Source organism: Streptomyces turgidiscabies Car8 (genome assembly GCF_000331005.1).
In the GTDB taxonomy this organism is placed as follows: Bacteria; Actinomycetota; Actinomycetes; order Streptomycetales; family Streptomycetaceae; genus Streptomyces; species Streptomyces turgidiscabies.
Window position 1 is genome coordinate 40811 of sequence record NZ_AEJB01000006.1, and the last position, 23307, is coordinate 64117.

General features: G+C 70.9%; 18 protein-coding genes and 1 pseudogene. 11 read left to right on the forward strand and 8 right to left on the reverse strand.

The window, feature by feature from the left end:
- Nucleotides 1–183: 183 nt before the first annotated feature.
- Nucleotides 184–981 carry an NPP1 family protein gene (locus STRTUCAR8_RS00335; protein WP_006373319.1) on the forward strand — a complete coding sequence of 266 codons (798 nt, stop codon included), beginning with the start codon at nucleotides 184–186 and terminating at the stop codon, nucleotides 979–981.
- A 143-nt stretch (nucleotides 982–1124) separates the two neighbouring features.
- On the forward strand, nucleotides 1125–2369 hold the full coding sequence (locus STRTUCAR8_RS00340; RefSeq protein WP_006373326.1) for an amidohydrolase: 1245 nt from the start codon (nucleotides 1125–1127) through the stop codon (nucleotides 2367–2369).
- Between the two features lie 40 nt (nucleotides 2370–2409).
- Here STRTUCAR8_RS00340 and STRTUCAR8_RS00345 read toward each other — a convergent pair whose 3' ends face one another.
- Together STRTUCAR8_RS00345 and STRTUCAR8_RS00350 are read right to left on the reverse strand one after the other, a co-directional pair.
- Complete coding sequence (locus tag STRTUCAR8_RS00345) at nucleotides 2410–3846, reverse strand: hypothetical protein (protein WP_006373325.1); 1437 nt, start codon at nucleotides 3844–3846, stop codon at nucleotides 2410–2412.
- Between the two features lie 108 nt (nucleotides 3847–3954).
- Complete coding sequence (locus STRTUCAR8_RS00350) at nucleotides 3955–5238, reverse strand: PP2C family protein-serine/threonine phosphatase (protein WP_006373346.1); 1284 nt, start codon at nucleotides 5236–5238, stop codon at nucleotides 3955–3957.
- Nucleotides 5239–5359: 121 nt separating this feature from the next.
- Here STRTUCAR8_RS00350 and STRTUCAR8_RS00355 point away from each other — a divergent pair, with 121 nt between their 5' ends.
- Nucleotides 5360–5791, forward strand: coding sequence for a hypothetical protein (locus tag STRTUCAR8_RS00355; protein ID WP_006373342.1), 432 nt, complete (start codon nucleotides 5360–5362; stop codon nucleotides 5789–5791).
- 55 nt (nucleotides 5792–5846) lie between these two features.
- Here STRTUCAR8_RS00355 and STRTUCAR8_RS00360 read toward each other — a convergent pair whose 3' ends face one another.
- Nucleotides 5847–6293, reverse strand: a complete 447-nt coding sequence (locus STRTUCAR8_RS00360) for a hypothetical protein (RefSeq protein ID WP_006373347.1) — start codon at nucleotides 6291–6293, stop codon at nucleotides 5847–5849.
- A 178-nt stretch (nucleotides 6294–6471) separates the two neighbouring features.
- On the opposite strand from STRTUCAR8_RS00360, the gene STRTUCAR8_RS00365 reads away from it, so the two are divergent.
- Entirely contained in the window at nucleotides 6472–7410 is a 939-nt protein-coding gene (locus STRTUCAR8_RS00365; protein ID WP_006373361.1) for a hypothetical protein, read from the forward strand.
- Nucleotides 7411–7637: 227 nt separating this feature from the next.
- On the opposite strand, the gene STRTUCAR8_RS00370 is transcribed toward STRTUCAR8_RS00365, so the two are convergent.
- Nucleotides 7638–9005 (reverse strand): aminotransferase-like domain-containing protein, encoded by a 1368-nt coding sequence (locus STRTUCAR8_RS00370; protein ID WP_006373330.1) that lies wholly within the window; start codon nucleotides 9003–9005, stop codon nucleotides 7638–7640.
- A gap of 194 nt (nucleotides 9006–9199) precedes the next feature.
- On the opposite strand from STRTUCAR8_RS00370, the gene STRTUCAR8_RS00375 reads away from it, so the two are divergent.
- Together STRTUCAR8_RS00375 and STRTUCAR8_RS00380 are read left to right on the forward strand one after the other, a co-directional pair.
- The gene (locus STRTUCAR8_RS00375) at nucleotides 9200–9901 is read left to right on the forward strand and encodes an alpha/beta fold hydrolase (RefSeq protein WP_234372501.1); all 702 of its coding nucleotides are present in this window, start codon (nucleotides 9200–9202) and stop codon (nucleotides 9899–9901) included.
- A gap of 24 nt (nucleotides 9902–9925) precedes the next feature.
- Nucleotides 9926–11872 carry an FUSC family protein gene (locus STRTUCAR8_RS00380; protein WP_006373353.1) on the forward strand — a complete coding sequence of 649 codons (1947 nt, stop codon included), beginning with the start codon at nucleotides 9926–9928 and terminating at the stop codon, nucleotides 11870–11872.
- 131 nt (nucleotides 11873–12003) lie between these two features.
- Here the strand turns inward: STRTUCAR8_RS00380 and snpA are convergent, their stop codons facing one another.
- Entirely contained in the window at nucleotides 12004–12669 is a 666-nt protein-coding gene (snpA, locus tag STRTUCAR8_RS00385; RefSeq protein ID WP_006373334.1) for a snapalysin, read from the reverse strand.
- Nucleotides 12670–12881: 212 nt separating this feature from the next.
- On the opposite strand from snpA, the gene STRTUCAR8_RS00390 reads away from it, so the two are divergent.
- Nucleotides 12882–13823 (forward strand): LysR family transcriptional regulator, encoded by a 942-nt coding sequence (locus tag STRTUCAR8_RS00390; RefSeq protein WP_044471379.1) that lies wholly within the window; start codon nucleotides 12882–12884, stop codon nucleotides 13821–13823.
- A gap of 31 nt (nucleotides 13824–13854) precedes the next feature.
- Here STRTUCAR8_RS00390 and STRTUCAR8_RS00395 read toward each other — a convergent pair whose 3' ends face one another.
- Nucleotides 13855–15954: a PhoX family protein gene (locus STRTUCAR8_RS00395; RefSeq protein ID WP_006373344.1), complete on the reverse strand. Its 2100-nt coding sequence runs from the start codon at nucleotides 15952–15954 to the stop codon at nucleotides 13855–13857.
- Between the two features lie 333 nt (nucleotides 15955–16287).
- Here STRTUCAR8_RS00395 and STRTUCAR8_RS00400 point away from each other — a divergent pair, with 333 nt between their 5' ends.
- The 3 genes from STRTUCAR8_RS00400 to metG (STRTUCAR8_RS00410) all read left to right on the forward strand — a co-directional run bounded on the left by STRTUCAR8_RS00400 (nucleotide 16288) and on the right by metG (STRTUCAR8_RS00410) (nucleotide 21918).
- Entirely contained in the window at nucleotides 16288–18012 is a 1725-nt protein-coding gene (locus STRTUCAR8_RS00400; RefSeq protein WP_006373323.1) for a VWA domain-containing protein, read from the forward strand.
- A 101-nt stretch (nucleotides 18013–18113) separates the two neighbouring features.
- Nucleotides 18114–19721, forward strand: a complete 1608-nt coding sequence (gene metG / locus STRTUCAR8_RS00405) for a methionine--tRNA ligase (RefSeq protein WP_006373322.1) — start codon at nucleotides 18114–18116, stop codon at nucleotides 19719–19721.
- Nucleotides 19722–20178: 457 nt separating this feature from the next.
- Nucleotides 20179–21918 (forward strand): methionine--tRNA ligase, encoded by a 1740-nt coding sequence (gene metG, locus STRTUCAR8_RS00410; protein WP_006373327.1) that lies wholly within the window; start codon nucleotides 20179–20181, stop codon nucleotides 21916–21918.
- Between the two features lie 37 nt (nucleotides 21919–21955).
- Here the strand turns inward: metG (STRTUCAR8_RS00410) and STRTUCAR8_RS00415 are convergent, their stop codons facing one another.
- Nucleotides 21956–22420 (reverse strand): hypothetical protein, encoded by a 465-nt coding sequence (locus tag STRTUCAR8_RS00415; protein ID WP_006373358.1) that lies wholly within the window; start codon nucleotides 22418–22420, stop codon nucleotides 21956–21958.
- Between the two features lie 279 nt (nucleotides 22421–22699).
- On the opposite strand from STRTUCAR8_RS00415, the gene STRTUCAR8_RS00420 reads away from it, so the two are divergent.
- Nucleotides 22700–23065 carry a PH domain-containing protein gene (locus tag STRTUCAR8_RS00420; protein WP_006373333.1) on the forward strand — a complete coding sequence of 122 codons (366 nt, stop codon included), beginning with the start codon at nucleotides 22700–22702 and terminating at the stop codon, nucleotides 23063–23065.
- Here the strand turns inward: STRTUCAR8_RS00420 and STRTUCAR8_RS00425 are convergent.
- Nucleotides 23023–23307 (reverse strand): annotated as a pseudogene (locus STRTUCAR8_RS00425) (hypothetical protein); the annotation flags it as partial. The gene STRTUCAR8_RS00420 and the pseudogene STRTUCAR8_RS00425 overlap by 43 nt on opposite strands.

Genomic DNA, 23307 nt, shown 5'->3' on the forward strand with positions numbered 1-23307 from the left:
CGCCATACCTGTTCACAACAAATACGGGCGGGGCGGTGAAGACGAACTCCCGACGACGGAATTGAACAGCCTGATGAAAGGGGTGCCAGTCAACTTTCCGGCTGCCACTGTCTGTCCTGCCACGCCGGACGCACGGCTCGACCGACCGTATTCCGGCACGACAAAAGTGGAGAGCACCCGCACATGTTCAAGGCATCCACGCACAGCGGCAGGGCTTCCCGTCTCGGCCGCGCGGCGCTCGTCGCGCTCAGCGCCGGCGCACTCACCGTCGGCATCTCGACGAGCGCGTCCGCCGCGATCCTGACGCCGCTGAACGAGAACGCGGCCACCTTCCAGAAGAAGTACATGCCGCTCTTCGACTACGACTCGGACAGCTGCTTCCCCGCGGCGGCCGTCGACGCGAGCGGAAAGCTCAACGGCGGTCTCGACAACACCGGTTCGATCACCGGCGGTTGCCGGACCAACCACCTCGGCAAGGCCAACACGTACTCGCAGGGCTGGTGCAAGAACGGCTGGTGCGCGTACCTCTACGCGCTCTACTTCGAGAAGGACCAGACGCTGAACGGCGCCGACGCCTTCGGTCACCGCCACGACTGGGAGTGCGTCCTGGTCTTCCAGAAGCAGGGCGACGAGCGGCCCAGCTACCTCGCGGCCTCCCGGCACGGCGGCTTCAGCACCCACCCGATCAACGAGGTGCCGATGGACGGCAACCGCGTCAAGATCGTCTACCACAAGGACGGCGCGAGCACGCACGCCTTCCGCTTCGCCCAGTGGGGCGAGACCGCGGAGGCGTGGGGCGACGGCGGCTGGGACATGCCGGCCCTGGTGACCATGGAGAACATGGACAAGACGCCGCGCGACCAGCTGTGGAACTCCAAGTGGGGCAGCGCCAACTTCCCGCTGACCGGCAACTTCCAGAGCAACATCAACAAGGCCCGCGACGCCGACAGCCGGGCCGCCGCCGCCATCCCCGCGTTCTGACACCCGAGTTCGTGACGTCCGGGTTCGTGACACCCGGGCCGTCCTGAGCAGCCGCCGGTGGGACCAATGCTCCCCCGCCCCGTCCCACCGGCGGCACCCCCTCGTCCCTGTCCGGCTCCCGGCCACGGGCATACGCTGCCCCCGTGACCTCTCCCGCAGCCCGCACCGCGCTCGACCTCACCGCCGACCTGCCGGCCCCGGCGCTGGAGGACCTCTACCGCGACCTGCACCGCCACCCCGAACTGTCCCTCGCGGAACACCGCACGGCGGGCCTGCTGGCCGGGTCCCTCCGCGCATCCGGGTACGAGACGACGGAGGGCGTCGGCGGCACCGGTGTCGTGGGCGTCCTGCGCAACGGCGACGGCCCGACGGTCCTGCTCCGCGCCGACCTGGACGCGCTCCCCGTCCCCGAGGAGACCGGCCTCCCGTACGCCTCCACCGTCCCCGGCGTGATGCACGCCTGCGGCCACGACCTGCACGTGACCTGGCTGGCCGGCGCCGCCGAGGCCCTGTCGGCGGGCCGGGACACCTGGAACGGCGCGCTTGTGCTGGTCGGCCAGCCCGGCGAGGAGACCGGCGAGGGCGCGCGGGCGATGCTGGCGGACGGCCTCTACGACCGTTTCCCGCGCCCGGACGCCCTGCTTGCGCAGCACGCGGCGCCCGGCCCGGCCGGCCTCTACCCGCACGTCCCGGGCCTGATCATGTCGGCCTCGACGGACGTCGACGTGATCGTGCACGGCCGGGGCGGTCACGGCTCCCGCCCGGAGACGACGGTCGACCCGGTGGTGACGGCCGCCTACCTCGTCACACGGCTCCAGTCGGTCGTCTCGCGCGAGATCGCGGCCCGCGACTCCGCCGTCCTGACGGTCGGGGTGATCGAGGCGGGCACCCGGCACAACATCATCCCGGCGACGGCCCGTATCGCCCTGAACCTGCGCACCCAGTCCGACGACGTACGGGACCGCATGCTGGCCGCGATCAGGCGTATCGCCCAGGGCGAGTGCCTGGCGGCGGGCTGCCCGAGCGAGCCGGAGATCCACGTCGGCGCGACCTTCCCGCTGACCGTCAACGACGCGACGCTCGACGAGCGGGTGGCCTCGGTCCACCGTGAGGTGTTCGGCGCGGGCACGGTCTTCGACCCCGGGCCCGCCATGGGCAGCGAGGACTTCGCCCACCTGGCGACGGACCAACTCCCTTACTCCTACTGGTTCGTGACGACCACACCGGGCGAGGTGTGGAACGCGGCGGAGGGCGGCGACGACCTGATGGCGAAGCTCGCGGCGGTCCCGAGCAACCACAGCCCCCTGTTCGCACCGGACCTCTCGACGGTCGCGCCGGGGGTACGGACGCTGGTCTCGGGTGCGCTGGCGGTGCTGTCGGCGACCTAGAACCCGCCCAGGACCGGCCGAGGACCGGTCCGGATGCTGTCTAACCCGGCACGTGCTGGGCGGTCCGCGCCGCCCTCGCCGGCCTCGCGGGCTCCCCGAGCCTCTCCAGCTGCCGCTCGGCATGCCGTACGGCACCTTCGCGCCGGCCGGGCACGCGACGCCGCAACTCGACGACCACCGGCCCCAGTTCACGCGCGTCGGCGCTCTCACCGAGGCTCGTCCACTGGTGGTGGGCCCGGTCCACGGCAGCCTCGACAGCGGGCGCGTCCGGCGCCTGCCCGGCGCTGAGCCGCGTACCGGCGACGGTCAGCCACGCCCGGCAGCTCCGGGCCGGATCCCCGGCGAACATCGCGAGATCGGCCCGGACCTCGGTCCAGTGCAACGCCTCCTCGGAACCGGGCCCGTGCTCCCGAAAGGCGGCCTGCTCCCACTGGGCGGCGAACGCGTCGGCGTCACCGTGCTGTCCGGCCTGGACGGCGGAGGTGATGAAGGAGTGCGGGTCGGTGCCGTTCCCGGCTCCGGCTCGGCGTGGTGATTCCTCGGCTCCGGTAGGCATGCCCGGCCCGTCCGGTGCCTGTTCGGCTCCGGCCCACATCTCCAGCCCGTCCGGTGCCTGTTCGGCTCCGGCCGGCATCTCCAGCCCGTCCGGGGCCTGTTGAGCGCCGGTCCGCATTTCCAGCCCGTCCGGCGTTTGAGGACGAGCGCGTTCAGCGCGAACCGGGGGTCTGGGGGCGGAGCCCCCAGGTACGGATGGGACGGGTAGGGGCGGCGGGGGCGAAACCGGCCCGGCGCTCCCCGCAGCCGCCCCGGCCAACGCGTCCCAGGCCAGCACCACATCCCCGTAAGCCGCGCCCTCCGACGACAACCGCCCGAGCGCCTGCTGATGCAACTGCCCGGCAGCAGGCCGGTGCCCGCTGCGCAGAATCGTCGCGACCGTCTTCATGTACGTCGGTACGGCCACCGCCCGCCGGGGCGGCGGCGGAGCGACCCTCCCGTACACGCTCACCCCACGCCCCGCGGCGAACGCCCGCCCCGTGACGTACTGCCACGCGGCGGCGTCGGCGTGCAGGTCGAGGAAGAGCGTCGTCGTCCCCGGCGCCCGCAACCGCAGCTCCTCGGCGATCCAGTGCCAGGGGAACGCGGTGTAGCGGACCGTCGCGGGGGTCGTACGGGCCAGGGCGAGATGTGGAAGGTGCTGTTTGCGGTCGAGTTGGAGCTGCCCGGTGAGGAAGACGGTGAGCGGCCCGGGGGTCACCGCGGCGGCGCGCAGCCGGGTCAGCACGGCCTGCGGCTCCAGCGGGTCGGCGAGTTCGACGACGTTCGCCGTGTCGGTGCCGGCCAGCACGGCGGGGGCGACGGCGGCGAGGACGGGCAGCACGGACGCCGCGTCCACGAGACATCCCTTGCCCACGGGCGAGGCGGCGAGCAGCAGCGCGGTTCCGGTCGTCGAGCCGGGCGAACCCGTTGATCCGGCCATGGTCCCTCCCCTCACGTCGGTCACGCCTAGACAGCACCGTAACCGGTGCGACTGCGAAGGGGGATTGGCGGGGGATCGACGGGGGATCGACGGTACGGCTATGGCCGCCTATGGACGGCTTGTACCGGAGACAGGGTCTCCCGCCCGCACGGCGAACACCGTCGTGTCGTCGGCGAGACGCCCCCCGCTGTGCCGGAGCGTGCCGTCCCGGACGAACGCCACCAGTCGCTGCGGGTCGGCGGTGCGCGGATCGGCGGCGACGGCGTCGGCGACGCGTTCGCGCAGCGGGAAGAACGTGCCGTCGGCGTCCCGGGCCTCGGTGACGCCGTCGGTGACGAGGAGCAGGGTCTCCGTGGCTCCGAGCGGCACCCGGACCACGGACGCCAGCCCGCCGTCGCCGGGGGTCAACTCGCTGAGCCCGAGCGGAAGTCCGTCCCCCGGCGGCAGGCTCCGTACGCCGTCGGGTGACACGATCAGGGAAGGCTCGTGCCCGAAGTTGACGACCTCGACCTCGCTCTCGGCGACGAGCCCGCCGGCCGTCGCCCGCCGCTCCTCGGGGAAGCCGATGAGGACGGCGGTGGCGAACCGGTCCCCCTCGTCACGCCCGCCCTTGTCCCGGCCGCCCTTGTCGCGGTCACCCTTGTCCCGATCACCCGCGTCCTGTTCACCCTCGTCCTCGTCCCCCTCACGGCCGAGGGCGGCCCGGTAGCGGACGTGCCGCAGCATCCGTACCTCCAGGCGTTCCGCGACGGTCGCGAGTGACGGTTCGTGGTACGCGGACTCCCGGAACGTGCTGAGCAGGGCCGCCGCCGCCTCCACCGCGTCGAGCCCCTTGCCCTGTACGTCACCGATGAGGACCCGGGTGCCGTGCGGGCCGGGCTGGATGTCGTAGAAGTCGCCGCCGACCCGGGCGACGGCGTCGGCGGCGAGATACACCGCCGCGTGGTCGAGGCCGCCCCAGCCCGGCGGCAGCGGGCGCAGCACCGTACGTCGGGTGGTCTCGACGACGTCCCGCATGTGCAGCATGCGCCGCTCACCGCGCACCCGGACCATGCAGGCGAGGACGGCGAGCAGCCCGCCGATGCCGACGAGGATGAAGTCGGGCAGCCCGGTCTGGTACTGGTGGGGCCAGGCACCGTCGACGAAGACGTAGGTACCGAGGGACAGGACGGCGAAGGCGACGGTCCCGGCGACCCGGCAGAGCGCGGCGGCGATCCCGGGGACCAGCACGATCCAGGAGATGATCCGGAACTCGCCGGTGGTGTTCCAGTCGAGGACCGCGATCACGACGAGCAGCACCAGGGGCGGCACCCAGCCGACCCGGCGCCCGGCGAGGACGGGCGACGAGAAGGCGGGACCCTCGTCCGTACCCACCGGACCCACTGGGCCCACCGGCTTCATGGAATTCAGCGAAACACGGGCGGCCCCCGCTGTCGACTTGCCGGTCGACTTGCCAGGGGACCTCTCCAGGTGTGCTCTGGAGGGCGGGGGCGAGGAGAGAGGAACGACTCTCATGGCTCAGGCAACGTCCGGCATCCCCGGCAAGGCCGGGACTCCCGACATCTTCAGCGCGCGGGCCCACCTGGCCGCGAACCGGGTCCTGCCCGTCGTACTCGGGCTGGTCTACGGCTTCTGGGCCGCGGCCAACCGGCGCGGCGGCGGTCCCATCACCGGCTGGAACGTCCTGTTCGGCTTCGTGAGCGCGCTGGCGTTCATGGTGGTCCTCATGGGCGTACAGGCGGTGGCGCCGCGACTTCGGCGCGAGTTGCACGCGATGACCTGGGGCGCGTTCGCCGGGGTCGCGTTCGGGTTCATCTACAGCCAGACCGGGGCGAGTGTGCTGCGGTCGGTCGGGAACTCGCTGGTGGTCGCGGCGTCCGTGACCGCGGTGCTGTTCTATCGCTACTACACGCACGAGGACGCGGCCGGTCACCGGGTCAGCTGACCCGATGACCGGGTGATCGGGTGATCGGGTGATCGGCTCGTCTGATCAGCTCGTCTCAGCCGAAGGTGACGTTCCAGTTGAAGCTGAACGTTCCGGAGGCGCTCCAGTGGCCGTCGTCCTTCCACTCCGGGCACGGGTCGGTGCAGGTCGGCACCGACCGGTGCCCGGTGTCGATGTAGACGGCGCTCGCCCAGGCGTTGACGCCGGGCAGCCAGTACCAGTACGGGTTCCCGCGCACGGTCTGCCCGAGGACCGAGCACTCGACGCGCCCGTGGCTGCCCGGGGCGAGCCGTGCGACGACGCGCGAGTCGGTGGTCGGCTGCTGCCGCAGGTTCAGCTCGCCGGCGGAGACGACGGTGCCCCGGACCCCGGAGCGGTCGGAGCCGTGAGAGCCGTGGGAGCCCGCAGGCGCGGCGGCCATCGCCGTACCGACGGGCACGGCCAGGAGTCCGCCGGTGAACAGGGCCGCGGTCAGGGTCCGCAGAGCCGGGGTGGTGCGCATAGGTGCCTCCTCATCCCCGAAACCCCCCGTGTCGCCCGATGTCTCCCTCTCCCCAAAACCAGGAAACACCCGTTCGGGTGAACGCTCCACCGGAGGCTCCCCCGCCGAGGCTTGTCCCGCACGCCCATATGCAGTCAACCGGCTCGCGCTCCCGGCCCCCGGGCCCTTGCCTGGAGGGGTGACCCACCGTCTCCGGAGCGCCCTGTCGGCCGTCCTCATCGCCCTCGCGTGCTTCCTGCTGCCCTTCGGCGCGCTCTCGGCCTGGGCGGCGTACGGGCTCGCCGACACCGACCGTTACGTCACCACGATGGCGCCGCTCGCCCAGAACCCGTACGTCCAGGACGCCATCGCGGACAACGTCGGCGCCGGGATCGTGCACGCCGTCGACGTCGGCCCGCTCGAAGGCACCGTCAACCACTTCGTGCAGGACGCGGTGCACTCGTTCACCCGCACCGAGGCGTTCCGCACGGCCTGGGACACGGCGAACCGCGCCACCCACGAGGCCGTGCTGCGCGCCCTGCGGAACGACCCCGACAGGCAGCGCCCCTACGGCCGTTACGGCGGCGAGGCAGCCGTCACCATCGACCTCGCGCCCGTCACCGCCCAGGTCAAGCGGCAACTCACCGTCGACCACGTGCCGTTGGCGAGCCGTATCCCCGTCGCGCACACCGAGGTCGCGGTCCTGCCCGCGCAGGATCTCGTGCCGCTCCGGAAGGGTTTTCGCGTGCTCGAAGTCGCCGGTTTCTGGCTTCCGGTGGCGGCCGGCGTCCTCGCCGTCGCCGGGATCGCCCTCGCCGTCCGGCGCCGCCGGGCGATCACGGCGACCGCTCTCGGCACGGCCCTCGGCGGGGCTCTGCTGGGCGTCGCGCTGGCTGTCGCCCGCCGTCTCACCCTCACCGACCTGCCACCGGGCGTCTCCGCACCCGCCGCCGGCGCCGTCTACGACGCCCTGACGGCCACCCTCCGTACCGTCTCCTGGCTACTCCTCGCCCTCGGCCTCGTCGTGGCCCTCGGCATGTGGATCACGCAGCGCTACGCCCCCGCCGCGCGATCGCGGCGAGCGTCCGCACCGCCCGTACCAACACCCCTTCCGGAACCGACGCAAGCCCAAGTCTGACGGCATCCGACACCCGCTGCGGACCCACGGCGAAGGCGTTTCCCGGCGTGAGACCCGAAACGTGAATCACGTAGCGCTACGCCCCCGCCGCGCGATCGCGGCGAGCATCCGCACCGCCCGTACCAACACCCCTTCCGGAACCGACGCAAGCCCAAGTCTGACGGCATCCGACACCCGCTGCGGGCCCACGGCGAAGGCACCCCCCGACCTGAGACCCGAAACGTGAATCACGTAGCGCTACGCCCCCGCCGCGCGATCGCGGCGAGCGTCCCCAACGCCCGTACCAACACCCCTTCCGGAACCGACGCAAGCCCAAGTCTGACGGCATCCGGCACCCGCTGCGGGCCCACGGCGAAGGCGTTTCCCGGCGTGATGGCGATGCCGTGCGCCGCCGCCGCTGCCGTGAAGGTGTCCGCCCGCCAGGACGCGGGCAGCTCCCACCACGCGTAGTAGGCGCGCGGATCGGACCGGACGGCGCCGCCGAAGTCCGCCAACTCCCGTGCCAGCAACCGCTGTCTACGCGCCGCGTCCGCCCGCTTGGCGGCCACGAGGCGCGTCACGGTCCCGTCCTCGACCCACCGCACACCTGCCTCCAGCGCGAACCTCCCCGCGCTCCACCCACCCGACCGCACAGCCGTCGCGACGGCTTCCGCCCGGTCCGGCGGGACGACGAGAAAGCCCACGGTGAGCCCGGGCGCGACCCGCTTGGACAACCCGTCGACGACATGGGCCAGTTCGGGGACAAGGGCGGCGAGAGGCTCTCCTGCGGCGGCCGTCTCCGAGCCTGCGAGGAACGACCAGATCCGGTCCTCCACCACCGGCACGCCCAACTCCCGCACCACACCCGCGAGTTCATGCTTCCGCTGCTCACCCATCGTCACCGACGTCGGGTTGTGCAGCGTCGGCTGGACGTACAGCGCGGACAGGGGAGCGGCGCGGTGGGCGGCGGCGAGGGCGTCCGGACGCAGACCGTCCTGGTCCATGGCCAGCGGGACGAGGGTGATGCCGAGGCGGGCGGCGATCTCCTTGACCAGCGGATATGTCAGCGCCTCGACGCCGACCCGGCCCCCCGGCCGGACCAGGGAGGCGAGGGCGGCGGCGATCGACTGCCGGGCGTTGCCCGTGAACAGGACGCCGTCGGGGTCGGGCCGCCAGCCCGGGGTCGCGAGCAGCCGGGCGACCGCCGACCTGGCCTCGGCGGTACCGGTGGCGGGCGCCGGGCGGAGCGCCTCGGTGAGCACGTCTGGGCGCAGAAGGGGCGCCAGGGCCGGGGCGAGCAGCTCCGACTGGCCGGGCGCGGAAGGGTAGTTGAGCTCCAGGTTGACCGCCGTGGCCTCGGTGTTCACCGCCGGCTCGGCGAGCGCCCGCCCGGCCGGTGCGTGCGGTGCGGCCCGGACGAACGTGCCGCGCCCGACCTCTCCGACGACCAGCCCGCGCCGCACCAGTTCGCCGTACACGCGCCCGGCCGTCGAGCCCGCGATACCGCGCCGGCGCGCGAACGCCCGTTGCGGAGGCAGCCGTTCGCCGGGGCGGAGCCGTCCGGTGACGATGTCGTCGGCTATGCGGTCGGCGAGGCGTCGATAGTCGTCGTCCATGTGTCCCCCGTACCCGTTCCCTTACATTGCACCGAGCGCAAAGAGCTTATTGCACCGAGGGGTTGAGCCGATCTAGGGTCGTCCACATGCCCACCTCAACCCCTCTCGCGGCGAATACCCCTCTCACCCCTAATACCCCTCTTTCCCCGCTTGCTCCCCTTGTTCTCGTTCACGGCCATCCCTTCGACCACACGATGTGGAACCCGCAGATCGAGGCGTTCTCCTCCTCCCGCCGGGTGATCGCCCCCGACCTGCGCGGCTACGGCACCTCCCGGATGCCCCTCGACGCCGCCACCCCGCTCTCCCGGTTCGCGCACGACATCGAGGAGTTGCTCGACGAGGCGCGGGTCGAGTCGTGCGTGCTCGCCGGGCTGTCGATGGGCGGCCAGATCGTCATGGAGTGCTGCGCCCGCTTCCCGGAGCGCGTCCGGGGTGTCGTCCTCGCCGACACCTTCCCCGCGCCCGAGACACCGGAGGGACACCTCGCCCGCAACGCGACAGCCCACCGTCTGCTCGCCGAGGGCATGCGCGGGTACGCCGACGAGGTGCTGGAGAAGATGGTGTCCCCGTCCGCCGACACGGCCGTCAAGGCCCACGTCCACCGCATGATGACGGCCACGGACCCCCGGGGCGCGGCGGCGGCGCTCCGGGGCCGCGCCCAGCGCCCCGACTACCGCCCCCTGCTGACCCGGCTCACCGTCCCCGCCCTGGTCGTCGTCGGCGCCGACGACGAGTTCACCCCGGTCTCCGACGCCGAGGCCATGCACGCGGCGCTCCCCGACTCCACGCTCCACGTGATCGAGCACGCGGCCCACATGCCCAACCTGGAACGCCCGGCGGAGTTCAACGAAGCCCTGGCCGGCTTCCTGGCGGCACGCATCGACACGGCCGCCTGAAACCGGCCCGGCGATAATGGGGCCATGCCCCGAGAGTTTCCCATCGGCCTCACACCCCCCGACTGGCTGGTGCGGAACCTCCGGCCCCAGCCGGCCCCGCCCGTCAACCGCCCCGCCGTGGCCCGCGCCGCCATCGCCATGTCGCTGCCCCTGGCCGTCGGCCTCGCCACCGGCCACGCCGCCTACGGCGCCCTCGCCTCCATGGGCGCCCTCTCCGGCGTCATCGGGGACACCGCCGACGCGTACCGGATGCGCATCCTCAACATCGCGATCCCCCAGCTCTTCGGCGCGCTCGGCGTCACCCTCGGCTCGCTCGTGTTCGGCCACGGCTGGACCGCCGTCGTCACCGTCACCGGCGTGGCCCTCGTCTCCGGGATGATCTCGACGATCGGCGCGGTGGCCTCCGTGTCCGGACTGCTGCTGCTCCTCAACTCCCTGATCGGCGCCGGGCTGCCGCTGCCGGGGGCGTGGTGGCTCGCGCCGGTGCTGATGTCCGGAGGCGGACTGCTCGTCCTCGTACTGGCCCTGCTCGCCTGGCCGCTGCGGTCGGGGGTGCCGGAACGGACGGCGGTCGCGCAGACCTACCGCAAGGTCGCCGAACTGCTCGCCGCCAACGCCACCGAGGGCTACGAGGACGCCCGGTACGCCGTCACCCAGTCCCTCAACCAGTCGTACGACCTCGTCCTCGCCCGGCGCGCCCGCCACCACGGCCGCAGTCCCGAACTCGTGCGCCTGCTGGCCCAGTTGAACGCGATCACCCCGGTCGTCGAGGCCGCCCCCGCCGCCCACCAGGCCGGCCGCCCGCTGCCGCCCGAGGTCCCGCAGGCGGTCCGTCACCTCGCCGACGCCGTCGAGACCGGCTACGGCGGTCCCCTGGGGCTGGACATCCCCGCCCCGGCCGACCAGACCTCCCGCGCCGTCGAACAGGCACTGCGCCACGCCGCCGAGGTGGTCGGCAGCCGCTCTCCCGACCTGCGGACCGCCGTCGCCGACGACGACCGTCTCGGCCGCCCGGCCACCCTGCGCGCCCGCGCCGTCCGCTCGGCCCGGGACGTCGTCCTGTCGGGCGGTTCCTGGCGCTACGGACTGCGCCTCGCCCTCTGCATCGGCCTCGCGCAGGTGCTGGTCTCGATCGTCCCGGTGCCGCGCTCGTACTGGGTCGCGCTGACCATCACCTTCGTCCTGAAGCCCGACTTCGGCTCCGTCTTCTCCCGGGCGCTGCTGCGCGCCCTCGGCACGGTCGCGGGGCTGGTGATCGCGGCCGGGGTGCTCGTCCAGGTGCCGCGCGGCTGGTGGGACGTACCCGTGATCATGCTGCTCGCCACCCTGATCCCGGCGCTGACCCCACGCGGGTACGGCTACCAGACGGCCGCCATCACGCCGGTGATCCTCCTGCTCTCCGACGTCCTCAACCACCAGGGAGCCGCCCTGCTGCTGCCCCGGCTCCTCGACTCCCTCATGGGCTGCGGCATCGCCCTGGTCGCCGGGTACCTGCTGTGGCCGGAGAGCTGGCACACCCGCGTGGGTGTCCGTCTCGCCGACGCGGTCGCGGACACGGCACGCTACGTCGAATCGGCGTTCCGCGCCGACACCGAGGGCGCTGTCCGGGCCCGGATGCGGCGGCGCCTGTACCGCGATCTCTCCGTCGTCCGTACGGAGTTCCAGCGCGCCCTGACCGAACCGCCGCCCACCGGACGGCGGGCGGCGGCGTGGTGGCCCCTGGTCGTCGCGGTGGAACGCATCGTCGACGCGACGACGGCGGCCCGGGTCCACATCAAGCAGGGCGCCGAGCCACCGTCCGTGGCGGAGATCGACCAAGTCGTCGCACAGCTCCGGGAGTTGTCGGACGGACTGCGCCGGATCGAGACGCTGTACGCGGTGCGTACGGACCTCAGCGGACCGGCGGACAGCGTGCTGGAGCCACTCCGGCAGGAGGTGGCGGCGGCGAGGGCGATCACCTCACCCAAGTGATCCGCCGGGGAAAAGCCCGCGCGGACCGTCCCGTGCAGGGGGACGGTCCGCGCCCGTGGGGGGTGGGACCGGGGGTGGGATCGGGAAGTACCGGGGGTGCTGTGGGGGTACCGCGGTGCCGGGGCCGGGGACTAACGCATGGCCGTCGCGAGGCCGTTGGCCCACAGCTGGTTCACGCGGGAGCGTTCGGCCGAGTTCGGGTTGGCGTTGGTGCAGGAGGTGCCGGGACCACCGCCCGACATCAACTCGCTGCACGGGCCCGAGTAGTGGTCGGGCAGCCCGAGCACATGGCCGGTCTCGTGGGCGGTGATACGGGTCGGGTTGTACTGCTGGCTCTGCGCGTAGTCGATGAAGATGTAGCCGCTGCCGTGGCCGTCCGTGGAGGCGTACGACCCCTGGGAGCTGTTGCCCTCGCGGTAGGTGAAGTCGGCGGCGGACGCGGAGCCCGACTGCAGCTTCACGTTCGTCACCGAGCTGTTCCAGATCGAGGTGGAGCGGGCTATCTCGGCGCTGAAAGAGGGCGCGCGGGACGCGTTGTAGATGACGGTGACGGCGGCCGCCGAGCGCGGGTTCGCGGCACGCTTCTCCGCCACGGACTTCAGTACGGCCTCGAAGAACGCCTTGTTGGCGGAGGCTTCCTCGGCCGACCCGGCGTACGCGGCCTTCGCCGTGGTCACCGTGGTCGAGGTGGTCTCCGGTGCGGGGGCGGCGGATGCGGGAACCGCCGTACCCAGGGCGAGAGTTGCCAGGCTCAGGCCTAACGTGGTCGCCACGGCGGCAGACATGGGCTTTCTCATCGATGACTCCTTGTGTGGGGGATGAGTCAGTCGGTCGTATCGTGAGTGTCGGCGCCTGTGCGGCGGCTGTGATGATGGCAAGTGCCGATAGCCCGGCCCTATCACCGGCCTTGCCGGCGCCCTGGTGCGTCTGTCGGAACGCGGGATTCCGGCTTAGGCTGCGACGGCATGGACATGTGCATGCGCATGAGGCGCGGCGCGGAGCTGGTCGCATGGAGCTAGAGGTGAGGCACCTTCGGGCGCTGTGCGCCATAGCCGACACCGGCAGCCTGCACCGCGCCGCCCGCCAACTGGGCGTGGCCCAGCCCTCGTTGAGCACCCAGTTGCGCCGGATCGAACAGGAACTGGGCGGCGAGCTGTTCACCCGCACCCGGACCGGCTGCCGTCCGACACCGCTCGGCCGGGTCGTCCTGAGCCGGGCCCGTCCCCTGGTGGCGGAGATGCGCTCCCTGGTCACGGAGGCGAGGGCCGCCGCGACGGAGGGACCTCAGCTGCGCATCGGCTCGACGGCCAGCCGGGCTCTCTCGGGCTGGCTGCGCCGACTCCGACAGCGCCAGCAGGAACCGGCCCTCCGTATGGACGTCTCCGCGAACGCGCTGCTGCGCATGGTCGCCGACGGCAGGCTCGACGTGGCGTTCGTACACGAGGTCGAGGGCTGTCCGCTCAGCATCCCCGACGGCCTCCGGCTGCGCGTACTGGTCGACAGGGAACCCCAGTTCGTGTCCCTGCCCGCCGACCATCCGGCCGCCGCGAGACCCGTCGTCCACCTCTCCGAACTGGCCGACGACCGCTGGATGGCGGACGAGACGGTCGACGGCGAGTTCGACGCCGTACTGCGCATGCTGCACACCGCCGGCCTCAACCCCCGTGTCCTGCACGGCGATTACCACACCACGGCCGCGCTGGTGGCTACCGGCGAGGTCGTCACCGTCTGCCAGGCGACCTGTCTGCCCCGCCCCGAGATGGCGGTACGCCGACTGCACGGCGACCCGCTCGGCGTACGCCTGCTGCTGGCGGCCCGTACGGAGACGGAGCTGGACGGGGTGCATCCGGCGCTGGCGGAGGCGTACGAGGAGGTGGCACGACAGGCACCGGCGTACCGGGAGTGGCTGGCACAGAGGGACACGAAAACCCCGGTGCCGGCCCTCCCCTGAACCGCTTGAACCGCTGCCCGAACCGACCGGCTCAGACGCCGATGTCGCAGCCGTCCGTACGCCACACGGCGACGACCGCCGGGCGGACGATCTTCCCCGGTCCGTCGGGCCAGGTGCTGGCGGGCTTCTCCACCGAGGCTCCGTCGATCTCGCCCGGGTGCTGCACGGCGACGAGCACCTGCCGCTCCCCGATGACCGGCCCGCAGGTCTCGGCGCCGGTCGGCACGGTCAGGAACTGCTTGAGCTCACCGCGCCGAGCGCCCTTCGTCGCGACCCCGAACAGCCCGTCGTGTGAACCGAGTTGACTGCCGTCCGTGGAGATCCACAGGTTGCCGTGGCGGTCGAAGGCGACGTTGTCCGGGCAGGAGATCGGACTGACGTCGTCCTTCGGGAAGCCCGCGAAGTAGGTGGCGGGGTCGTTCGGATCACCGGCGACCAGGAAGAGCGACCAGGCGAACGAGGTGCTCTCGGCCCGGTTCCACCGCTCGGTGAGTTCGAGGACCTGCCCGTGCTTGTTGGAGTTGCGCGGGTTGGCCTCGTCGGCGGCTGCGAAGCCGGCCTTGCCCCGGTTGGTGTTGTTGGTGAGGGCGACATAGACCTTGCCGGTGACCGGGTTGGGCTCGATGTCCTCGGGCCGGTCCATCTTGGTGGCGCCGACCTTGTCCCCGGCGAGCCGCGTGAAGACGAAGACCTCCTCGGCGGTCATGCCGTCGACGTGCGAGACGGCACCCTTGGCGGTGGCGGTCGCCAGCGGGATCCACGTACCGCCGCCGTCGAACTCACCGTCGGCGGGCAGCTTCCCGCTCCCGTCGATCTCGATGGCGGGGGAGTCACCGGTGAGCTTGGCGACGTACAGCGTCCCTTCGTCGAGAAGGGAGAGATTGTGCTCGCGGACAGCGCGCGAGGCCCCGTGCCGCATCCGCTTGCTGCTCACGAACTTGTAGAAGTAGTCGAAGCGCTCGTCGTCGCCGGTGTAGACGACGGGACGCCCGTCGGAGGTCAGCCGGATGGTGGCGGCCTCGTGCTTGAAGCGGCCGAGGGCGGTGTGCTTGCGGGGCGTGGAGGAGGGGTCGTAGGGATCGAATTCGACGACATAGCCGAACCTGTGAACCTCGTTGGGCTCCTGGGCGACGTCGAACCGCTTGTCGAACCGCTCCCACTTGCGCTCGGTGGCGCCGGTACCGATGCCGTACCGCTTGTCGGTGTCCCGGGAGGCGTTGGCGAAGTACTGGTTGAAGTTCTCCTCACCGTGCAGGGTCGTCCCCCACGGCGTGGTCCCCCCGGAGCAGTTGTTGAGCGTGCCGAGAGCCTTCCGCCCGGTCGGATCGGTGGAGGTCCTGAGGAGATCCGACCCGGCGGCCGGCCCGGTGATCCGGAACTCGGTGGTGGCGGTGACACGGCGGTTGAGCGGGTGGCGGAGTACGGGGGTGAGCCTGCCGGTACGCCGGTCGCCCTCGACCACGACGGCGGACAGCCCGTGCGCGGCCCAGGCGACCTCGACCTGCTCGCGGGTCGGGTTGGCGGGGTCGTAGCCGCGGAACATCAGGATCTCGTCGGTGTACTCGTGGTTGGCGACCAGGAGCTGCTGGTTCCCGTGGAGGGGGAGCAGGGCGAGGAAGTCGTTGTTGTACCCGAACTGTCCGGCCTGCGCGGCGGCGGTCTGCTTCTCCGGGTCGAAGGCGGGGGCACCCCGGAGGATGGGCTCGCCCCAGCGGATGACCACGTTCTGGCCATACCCGCCGGGGACGGTCACGGCGTCGGCGGTGTTGGGCGCGACGGGACTGAAGCGCAGGCCACGCGGCACGGCGGAGTGGGGGGAGTGGGGGGAGTGGGGGGAGTGGGGGGAGTGGCTGGAGGGGTACGCGGCGGCGGTGGCCGCTTCCGCACCCTGGGCGCCGACGACGTTCACGGCGGTACCGGTCGCGGTGGCCACGGTGACGACAGCGGCGGCGCGCATCACGGAACGGCGACCCAGGGCACCGGCGATCACATCGCCGACGTACTCGTTGGCGCTGGTGTTGGGAACCTCGTGGAAGCAGGCGTCACCACACCGGAAACGGCAGGTCATCGCGGACCGCCCGCCGGGATGCGATCCGGACGGCGACCCGATCAACGGCAGCAGCTTGCGCACTTTACTCTCCCCTGGACTTCCCTATACGTGCCTTTGGTGTCAGCGCGACGCTAGGGGGACGGGGGTGCGAGGGTGGGGACGCCGAATGAACGAAGAGTGAACCCGTGGGAGCGGTAAGGGGGTTGGGGGTGCGGGGGAGATGTGGAAGCGACCCCCTGCGGGCCCTGGGGATGCCTGGTCGGGGGTGGGGCGCGAGGTTGGCGAAGGGGCGCCCTTGACGACCGCCGGGTTCCGTGAAAGACCCTGCCCAAGATCGCCGACTCGGCCCGCTAACCTTACGTGTCCGTCCTGGCCAGGGATTGACGGCTACAACTCACGTGAAGGGTTGCGCACATGGGCATTCTCACTCTCCTGCGGAACGCGTTCGGCAAGTCACGCAAGGGGCGTGACGCCGAGGCGGCGCCCGCGCGGGAGGCGGAGTCGTCGGTACCTCAGCAGGAGGCCACCGAACCGAAGATTCCGGCACCGTCCCCTGAACCGACCCTGACCCACTCCCCGACACCGAAGCCCACCGAGACCCCCTCGGTAGTGGACGACCTGGTCTCGGCGGCCTTCGACAACGTCACGGTCCCCAAGCCGTCAAAGCCGGTGGACGAACCGTCGACGCCGGCGACGGCGGAGGCCCAGGCTGCGCCGGCGACCGAGCCGGTGGCGGAGGTCGAGGCTGAACCGGTGGCGGAGGTCGAGGCTGCAAGCGTGGCCGAGGACGAGCCGGTGGCCGAGGACGAGGCCACGCCGGTGGCCGAGGACGAGGCTGAACCGGTGGCTGAGCCTGTGGCCGAGGCCGAAGCAGCACCTGCGGCCGAGGCCGAGCCGGTGGCCGAGGTCGAGGCTGAACCGGTGGCTGAGCCGGTGGCCGAGGTCGAGGCCACGCCGGTGGCTGAACCGGTGGCCGCCGAGCCTGTGACCGAGGCCGAGGCAGCACCTGCGGCCGAGGCCGAGCCGGTGGCCGAGGTCGAAGCTGAACCGGTGGCCGAGCCTGTGGCCGAGGCTGCGAAGGAGACCGAGCCGGAGCTGGTAATTGAGGCCGAGCCGGAGCCGGTGACTGAGGTAGAAGCAGAGGCCAAGGCTGAGCCGGTCGCCGAAACCACGCCGGAGGCTGAACCTGTCGCCGAGGTGACACCGGAGCCCGAGCCGGAGCCTGTGGCCGAGAAGGCCCCCGAGGCCGAGCCGGTCGCCGAGGAGCCGACTCCGGAGCCGGAACCGGTCTCAGAGGTGGCTGAGGTGGCCCCGGCTGCCGAGGCCGAGCCGGTCGCCGAACCCGCACCCGAGCCCGTCGCGGAGGTGACCCCGGAGCCGGAGGTGACCCCGGAGCCGGAGTCCGCACCTGAGGCTGAAGCTGAGGTCCTGGAACCCGCAGCCGCCGACGCGGGCGTCACGGGTGGTACGGGTGGGAACACAGACACGGCCGACGGCGCAGCCGAGGCCGTACCCGCCAGCCTCCTCACCGCGTACAACTCCGCCGCCGCCACCCTCAAGGCTCTCGACCTCGACACCACCCCCGCCAAGGTCTACCTCGTCCTGGACCGCTCCGCGTCCATGCGCCCGTACTACAAGGACGGTTCCGCCCAGGCCCTCGGCGAGCAGACCCTCGCCCTCGCCGCCCATCTCGACCCGGAGGCGACCGTCCACGTCGTCTTCTTCTCCACCGAACTGGACGGCACCGGCGAGCTGACCCTCCCCGACCACGAGAACAAGATCGACGAACTCCACGCCTCCCTCGGCCGCATGGGCCGTACGAGCTACCACGCCGCCGTGGAGGAGATCGTCACGCACTACGAGAAGTCGGGCACCAAGCACCCGGCCCTCATCGTCTTCCAGACGGACGGCGCCCCGGACGCCAAGACCCCCGCCACCCAGTCCCTCACGGACACGGCGGCGAAGCACCCGGCCCTCTTCTTCTCGTTCGTCGCCTTCGGCGAGCAGGAGAACAAGGCCTTCGACTACCTCCGCAAGCTCAAGACGGACAACACGTCCTTCTTCCACGCGGGCCCGACCCCCCGCGAACTGACGGACACGGAACTCTACGAGGGAGTACTGGCGAACTGGCGCCCGTAGAGATCGACCCGAGAACGACCGACAGGGCCCGGCCGTACGCCGGGCCCTGTCCCCGTTAATCGGCGTGAGCCGCTCTCCCCTCGGCCAGTAGGCTTCCGACCATGGCGGCCACGGAATCCGAGAAGCAGGGCGGGAAGGCGTACTACGTCTCCACCCCCATTTACTACGTCAACGACGCTCCTCACCTGGGCCACGCCTACACGACCGTCGCAGGCGACGTGCTCACGCGCTGGCACCGTCAGCGCGGCGAGAAGGTGTGGTACCTCACCGGCACGGACGAGCACGGTCAGAAGATCATGCGCACCGCGGAGGCGAACGGCGTCAGCCCGCAGGAGTGGGCGGACAAACTCGTCGACGAAGCCTGGAAACCCCTCTGGGAACACCTGGGAATCGCGAACGACGACTTCATCCGTACGACGGAGAAGCGCCACACGGACCGCGTCCAGGAGTTCGTCCAGGATCTCCACGACAAGGGTGAGATCTACCAGGGCGGCTACGAGGGCCCGTACTGCGTGGGCTGCGAGGAGTACAAACTCCCCGGGGACCTCATCGAGGCGGAGGACGGCACGAAACTGTGTGCCATCCACAAGAAGCCGGTGGAGATCCTCAAGGAGGAGAACTACTTCTTCAAGCTGAGCGGGTACGGCGAGAAACTCCTCGCCCACTACGAGGCGAACCCGGACTTCATCCAGCCCGAGTCGGCGCGCAACGAGGTCGTGAACTTCGTGCGCCAGGGTCTCCAGGACCTCTCCATCTCCCGTTCCACCTTCGACTGGGGCGTCCCGGTCCCGTGGGACGACAAGCACGTGATCTACGTGTGGGTCGACGCGCTGCTGAACTACGCGACGGCGGTCGGTTACAACGAGAACCCGGAGAAGTTCGGGAACACCTTCCCCGCCGATGTCCACTTGGTCGGCAAGGACATCCTGCGCTTCCACGCGATCATCTGGCCCGCGATGCTGATGGCGCAGGGTCTGCCGCTGCCCGGCAAGATCGCGGCCAACGGCTGGCTGATGGTCGGCGGTGAGAAGATGTCGAAGTCGAACCTGACGGGCATCAAGCCGCAGGACCTGACCTCTCACTTCGGTGTGGACGCGTACCGCTGGTACTTCCTGCGGGCGATCGCGTTCGGCCAGGACGGCTCGTTCTCCTGGGAGGACTTCTCCGCCCGCTACACCAGCGAGCTGGCGAACGACTACGGCAACCTCGCCTCACGCCTGGCCGCGATGGTCGGCAAGTACTTCGGCGGCACGCTGCCGGAGGCGACGGCGGCGGGCGAGGCCGAGAAGGCCGTCCAGGACGGCATGGCCAAGGCGGTGGCCGAGGCGGACCGCCGGATCGGCGACGAAGTGGACTTCCAGGGCGGCATCCTGGCGATCTTCGACTTCGTGAAGCAGGTCAACGGCTACATCACGGAGCAGGAGCCCTGGAAGGTCGCGAAGGACGACTCTCCGGAGGGCCGGGCCCGCCTGGCGACGATCCTCTACACGGCCGCGGAATCGCTGCGCGCGGTAGCTGTCCTGCTCAACCCGGTGATGCCGGACACCTCACAGAAGCTCTGGGACTCCCTCGGCGCGGACGCCGTCCTCGGCGCACTCCCCGACCAGAGCATCGCCGACGCCGCCACCTGGGGCCGGCTCCCGGCAGGCGCGACGATCACCAAGGGCGCGGTGCTGTTCCCCCGCCTGGAGGAGAAGCCGAGCGCGTAGTGAGAGACCGGAGGGCGAGGGGGAGGAAATGGGCCGAGCGCAGCCGTCTCCCCCCACCCTCACACCTTCAGGACTCGGACTCGGGCTCGGGCTCGGGCTCGGCCAGCCAGACGGTCGACGAGCACCTGCTGCCGTCGCTCGTCGCGCATCGCTCCTGAGCAGGCGCCGCGCTCCCGTCTCCCAGAGCTCAGCCCTTGGCCTTGGTGCCCAGCAGTCGCTGAGCTTCTGCCAATGCCTCGTCGTCGACCTCGATGAGCAGCTTCGACATGGCAGGCCTTTCCGTACAGATGCGTGACGCTCTGTATCTACGAAGGCGCGGGCGACCTCCGTCGGCGCAGCCCTACGAGGATTCCCGGTGGCGCCCGTCGACTACGATTCCAAGGTTCGTACGACGGGCCCGGCGCCACAGCCGACACGGCGCCCGTCACCCCACGCAGCGACTCGGGAGCAGCCCGCAATGGCTCGACACCTCATCACCAGCGCCCTTCCGTACATCAACGGGATCAAGCACCTGGGCAACATGGTGGGGTCCATGCTCCCGGCGGACGTGTACGCCCGTTACCTGCGTCAGCGTGGTCATGACGTGCTCTACATCTGCGCGACCGACGAACACGGCACCCCGGCCGAGCTCGCGGCGAAGGAGCAGGGCATCCCCGTAGCGGACTTCTGCGCTCAGGCGCACGACGCGCAGAAGGCGGTGTACGACGGTTTCGCGCTGGCCTTCGACTACTTCGGCCGGAGTTCCAGCCCGCAGAACGTGGAGATCACCCAGCACTTCGCCCGCCGCCTCAACGAGAACGGGTTCATCGAAGAGCGCGCGATCCGCCAGGTGTACAGCCCCGCCGACAGCCGCTTCCTCCCGGACCGCTATGTCGAGGGCACCTGCCCCCACTGCGGTTACGACAAGGCGCGCGGCGACCAGTGCGAGAACTGCACCCGCGTGCTCGACCCCACCGACCTGATCGACCCCCGGTCCGCGATCTCCGGTTCCACCGACCTGGAGGTCCGCGAGACGAAGCACCTCTTCCTCCTCCAGTCGAAGCTCCAGCACGAGGTCGAGGAGTGGGTGACCGCCCACGAGGGCCAGTGGCCCCACCTCGCCTCCTCCATCGCCCGCAAGTGGCTGACCGAGGGCCTGCACGACCGCGCGATCACCCGCGACCTGGACTGGGGCGTCCCGGTCCCGGCGGACACCTGGCCGGAGCTGGCGGCGGAGGGCAAGGTCTTCTACGTCTGGTTCGACGCCCCGATCGAGTACATCGCCGCGACGAAGGAGTGGGCCGACGCCACCGGCGGGGACTGGAAGTCCTGGTGGTACGAGGCGGACGCCGGCGACGACCCCGTCCGCTACACGGAGTTCATGGCGAAGGACAACGTCCCCTTCCACACGGTGATGTTCCCGGCCACGGAACTCGGCGTCCGTGAACCGTGGAAGAAGGTCGACGTCGTCAAGGCCTTCAACTGGCTGACGTACTACGGCGGAAAGTTCTCCACGTCCCAGAAGCGCGGCGTCTTCACCGACCAGGCCCTGTCCATCCTCCCCGCCGACTACTGGCGCTACTTCCTGATCGCCAACGCCCCCGAGTCCGACGACTCCTCCTTCACCTGGGAGCACTTCACCGCCACGGTGAACAAGGACCTGGCGGACACCCTCGGCAACTTCGTCAACCGCGTCCTCTCCTTCTCGAAGAAGCGCTTCGGCGACGAGGTCCCGGCGGGCTCGGCGGCCGGCGAGGCGGAGACGAAGCTGGGCGAGCAGATCGCCGAGCTTCTCGCTGAGTACGAGAGCCAGTTGGACGCGCTCCAGTTCCGCAAGGCGGCGGCGGCCCTGCGTGCCCTGTGGTCGGCCGGCAACTCCTACCTGGAGGAGAAGGCGCCCTGGCTGGAGATCAAGACCGACCAGGATGGCGCGGCCCTGACCCTGCGTACGGCGATGAACCTGATCCACCTCTACGCGGTGGTCTCGGAACCCTTCATCCCGGCGACGGCGGCGACGATGCGCGCGGCGTTCGCGCTGCCGGAGACTGCATCTGATGAAAAGCGTCGCACCTGGGTTTCGGCCGACGAGGCGAAGTCCCTGTCCGCCGTTCCCGCCGGCACCGCCTTCACGGTCCCGCCGGTGCTGTTCGCGAAGCTGACGGACGACGACCTGGAGACGTACAAGGAGCGCTTCGGCGGCGCTCCCGAGCAGCCGTAGGGCACAGCCATAGGGCAGCCGTGGGGAGCTGCAGACCTCAGGCCGTCACACCGAACCGCCCGTTGGCTCCCCGGAGTCGACGGGCGGTTCCGTCGTTCGTGTCGTCGGCATCCGCATCACCATCGGCGCCCTGCGGTGCGGGCTCGAGCCCGAGGGCGCTGCGGGCGGCACGGACGTACCGGAGACCCTCCACAGCGGTCTGCCTCGCGACGGCGTACTCGGCGGGGGTGCGGGCGGTGGCCAGTTGGCCCCGAGCCGCGCGATGCCGTCCGGCGGCCTCGGCCAACGCCTGCGCGGCGGCTTCGTCGGCCCCCGGGCGCAGGCCGGCCAGGCTGCCGCCGAGCCGCACCACCCACCGGTTGGCCTCGACCTCGGCGTCCAGCCCGGACATTCCGGAGAACCCCGACGGAACCGCGTACGCCCCGGACTGCCTGCGCAGCAGGACGACGGAAGCCACCGCTCCCACGATCAGCAGCAGCGTGAGCGGAACGACGATTCCCATGACTTCCTCCAGCGAACGCGAGCGGAACATGCCGTGAGGTGCGAGTACCCCCTTGCGACAGTTCCCATGGAACGCCCGCCCACTGTGCGCATCCGACGAGAAGTCTGTGCGCCGCCTGCGAAGCTCCCATGTGCGTACGGAACCTGTAACTCCTCTGGGCAGGCCCTCTGTCGGCCGATATACAGGACGAAGATCATGTGAAGCCAATGGCTTGCAGTGTCCTACTGAGACCTATGGGTCATCAGTGGATACGCACGTCCACTCAATGGGGGATCAACCATGGCACTCTTCGGCAACGCGCACACCGTCGATCCGGCCGCCGCACAGCAGGACTACGCCCGGCTGCTCGGCCAGAACGAGCAGGTGCACGCCGCGTACCAGCTGATCCGCGACACCATCCTGTTCACCGACCGCCGGCTGCTCCTGGTCGACAAGCAGGGCATCACCGGCAAGAAGGTGGAGTACCACTCGGTTCCGTACCGCAGCATCACCCATTTCGCGGTGGAGACGGCGGGCACCTTCGACCTCGACGCCGAGCTCAAGATCTGGATCTCCGGGTCCGCGACCCCGGTCCAGAAGACGTTCACCAAGGGCGTCGACATCTACGAGGTCCAGGCGATCCTCACGCAGTTCGTGGCCAAGTAGGCACGCAGGGCGCCGGCGTTCACCCGGGCGATCATCTCGGGCGTACGGTCGGCGGCGCTGTCGTCCGAGTCGTCGTGCTCGAAGTGGGCGATCAGCGGGAGCACCGTCAACAGGCTGCCCAGTGGTGCGGCTGCCGCCGCGCGCTCCGCGAACTCGGTCGCGAGCTGCTTCGAGCCGCGCCACTTCTTGCACCAGTACTGCAGCGCCGAGAAGTGCGCCTCGTAGTGGTGCGGGTCGCGGGC

Coding starts and splice junctions, on each gene's coding strand:
- metG (WP_006373322.1), top strand. CDS start 18,114: ATGGCGGCCACGGAATCCGAGAAGCAGGGCGGGAAGGCGTACTACGTC.
- STRTUCAR8_RS00345 (WP_006373325.1), bottom strand. CDS start 3,846: ATGGCCGGATCAACGGGTTCGCCCGGCTCGACGACCGGAACCGCGCTG.
- STRTUCAR8_RS00390 (WP_044471379.1), top strand. CDS start 12,882: ATGGAGCTAGAGGTGAGGCACCTTCGGGCGCTGTGCGCCATAGCCGAC.
- STRTUCAR8_RS00400 (WP_006373323.1), top strand. CDS start 16,288: ATGGGCATTCTCACTCTCCTGCGGAACGCGTTCGGCAAGTCACGCAAG.
- STRTUCAR8_RS00380 (WP_006373353.1), top strand. CDS start 9,926: ATGCCCCGAGAGTTTCCCATCGGCCTCACACCCCCCGACTGGCTGGTG.
- metG (WP_006373327.1), top strand. CDS start 20,179: ATGGCTCGACACCTCATCACCAGCGCCCTTCCGTACATCAACGGGATC.
- snpA (WP_006373334.1), bottom strand. CDS start 12,669: ATGAGAAAGCCCATGTCTGCCGCCGTGGCGACCACGTTAGGCCTGAGC.
- STRTUCAR8_RS00420 (WP_006373333.1), top strand. CDS start 22,700: ATGGCACTCTTCGGCAACGCGCACACCGTCGATCCGGCCGCCGCACAG.
- STRTUCAR8_RS00370 (WP_006373330.1), bottom strand. CDS start 9,005: ATGGACGACGACTATCGACGCCTCGCCGACCGCATAGCCGACGACATC.
- STRTUCAR8_RS00355 (WP_006373342.1), top strand. CDS start 5,360: ATGGCTCAGGCAACGTCCGGCATCCCCGGCAAGGCCGGGACTCCCGAC.
- STRTUCAR8_RS00375 (WP_234372501.1), top strand. CDS start 9,200: ATGTGGAACCCGCAGATCGAGGCGTTCTCCTCCTCCCGCCGGGTGATC.
- STRTUCAR8_RS00415 (WP_006373358.1), bottom strand. CDS start 22,420: ATGGGAATCGTCGTTCCGCTCACGCTGCTGCTGATCGTGGGAGCGGTG.
- STRTUCAR8_RS00360 (WP_006373347.1), bottom strand. CDS start 6,293: ATGCGCACCACCCCGGCTCTGCGGACCCTGACCGCGGCCCTGTTCACC.
- STRTUCAR8_RS00335 (WP_006373319.1), top strand. CDS start 184: ATGTTCAAGGCATCCACGCACAGCGGCAGGGCTTCCCGTCTCGGCCGC.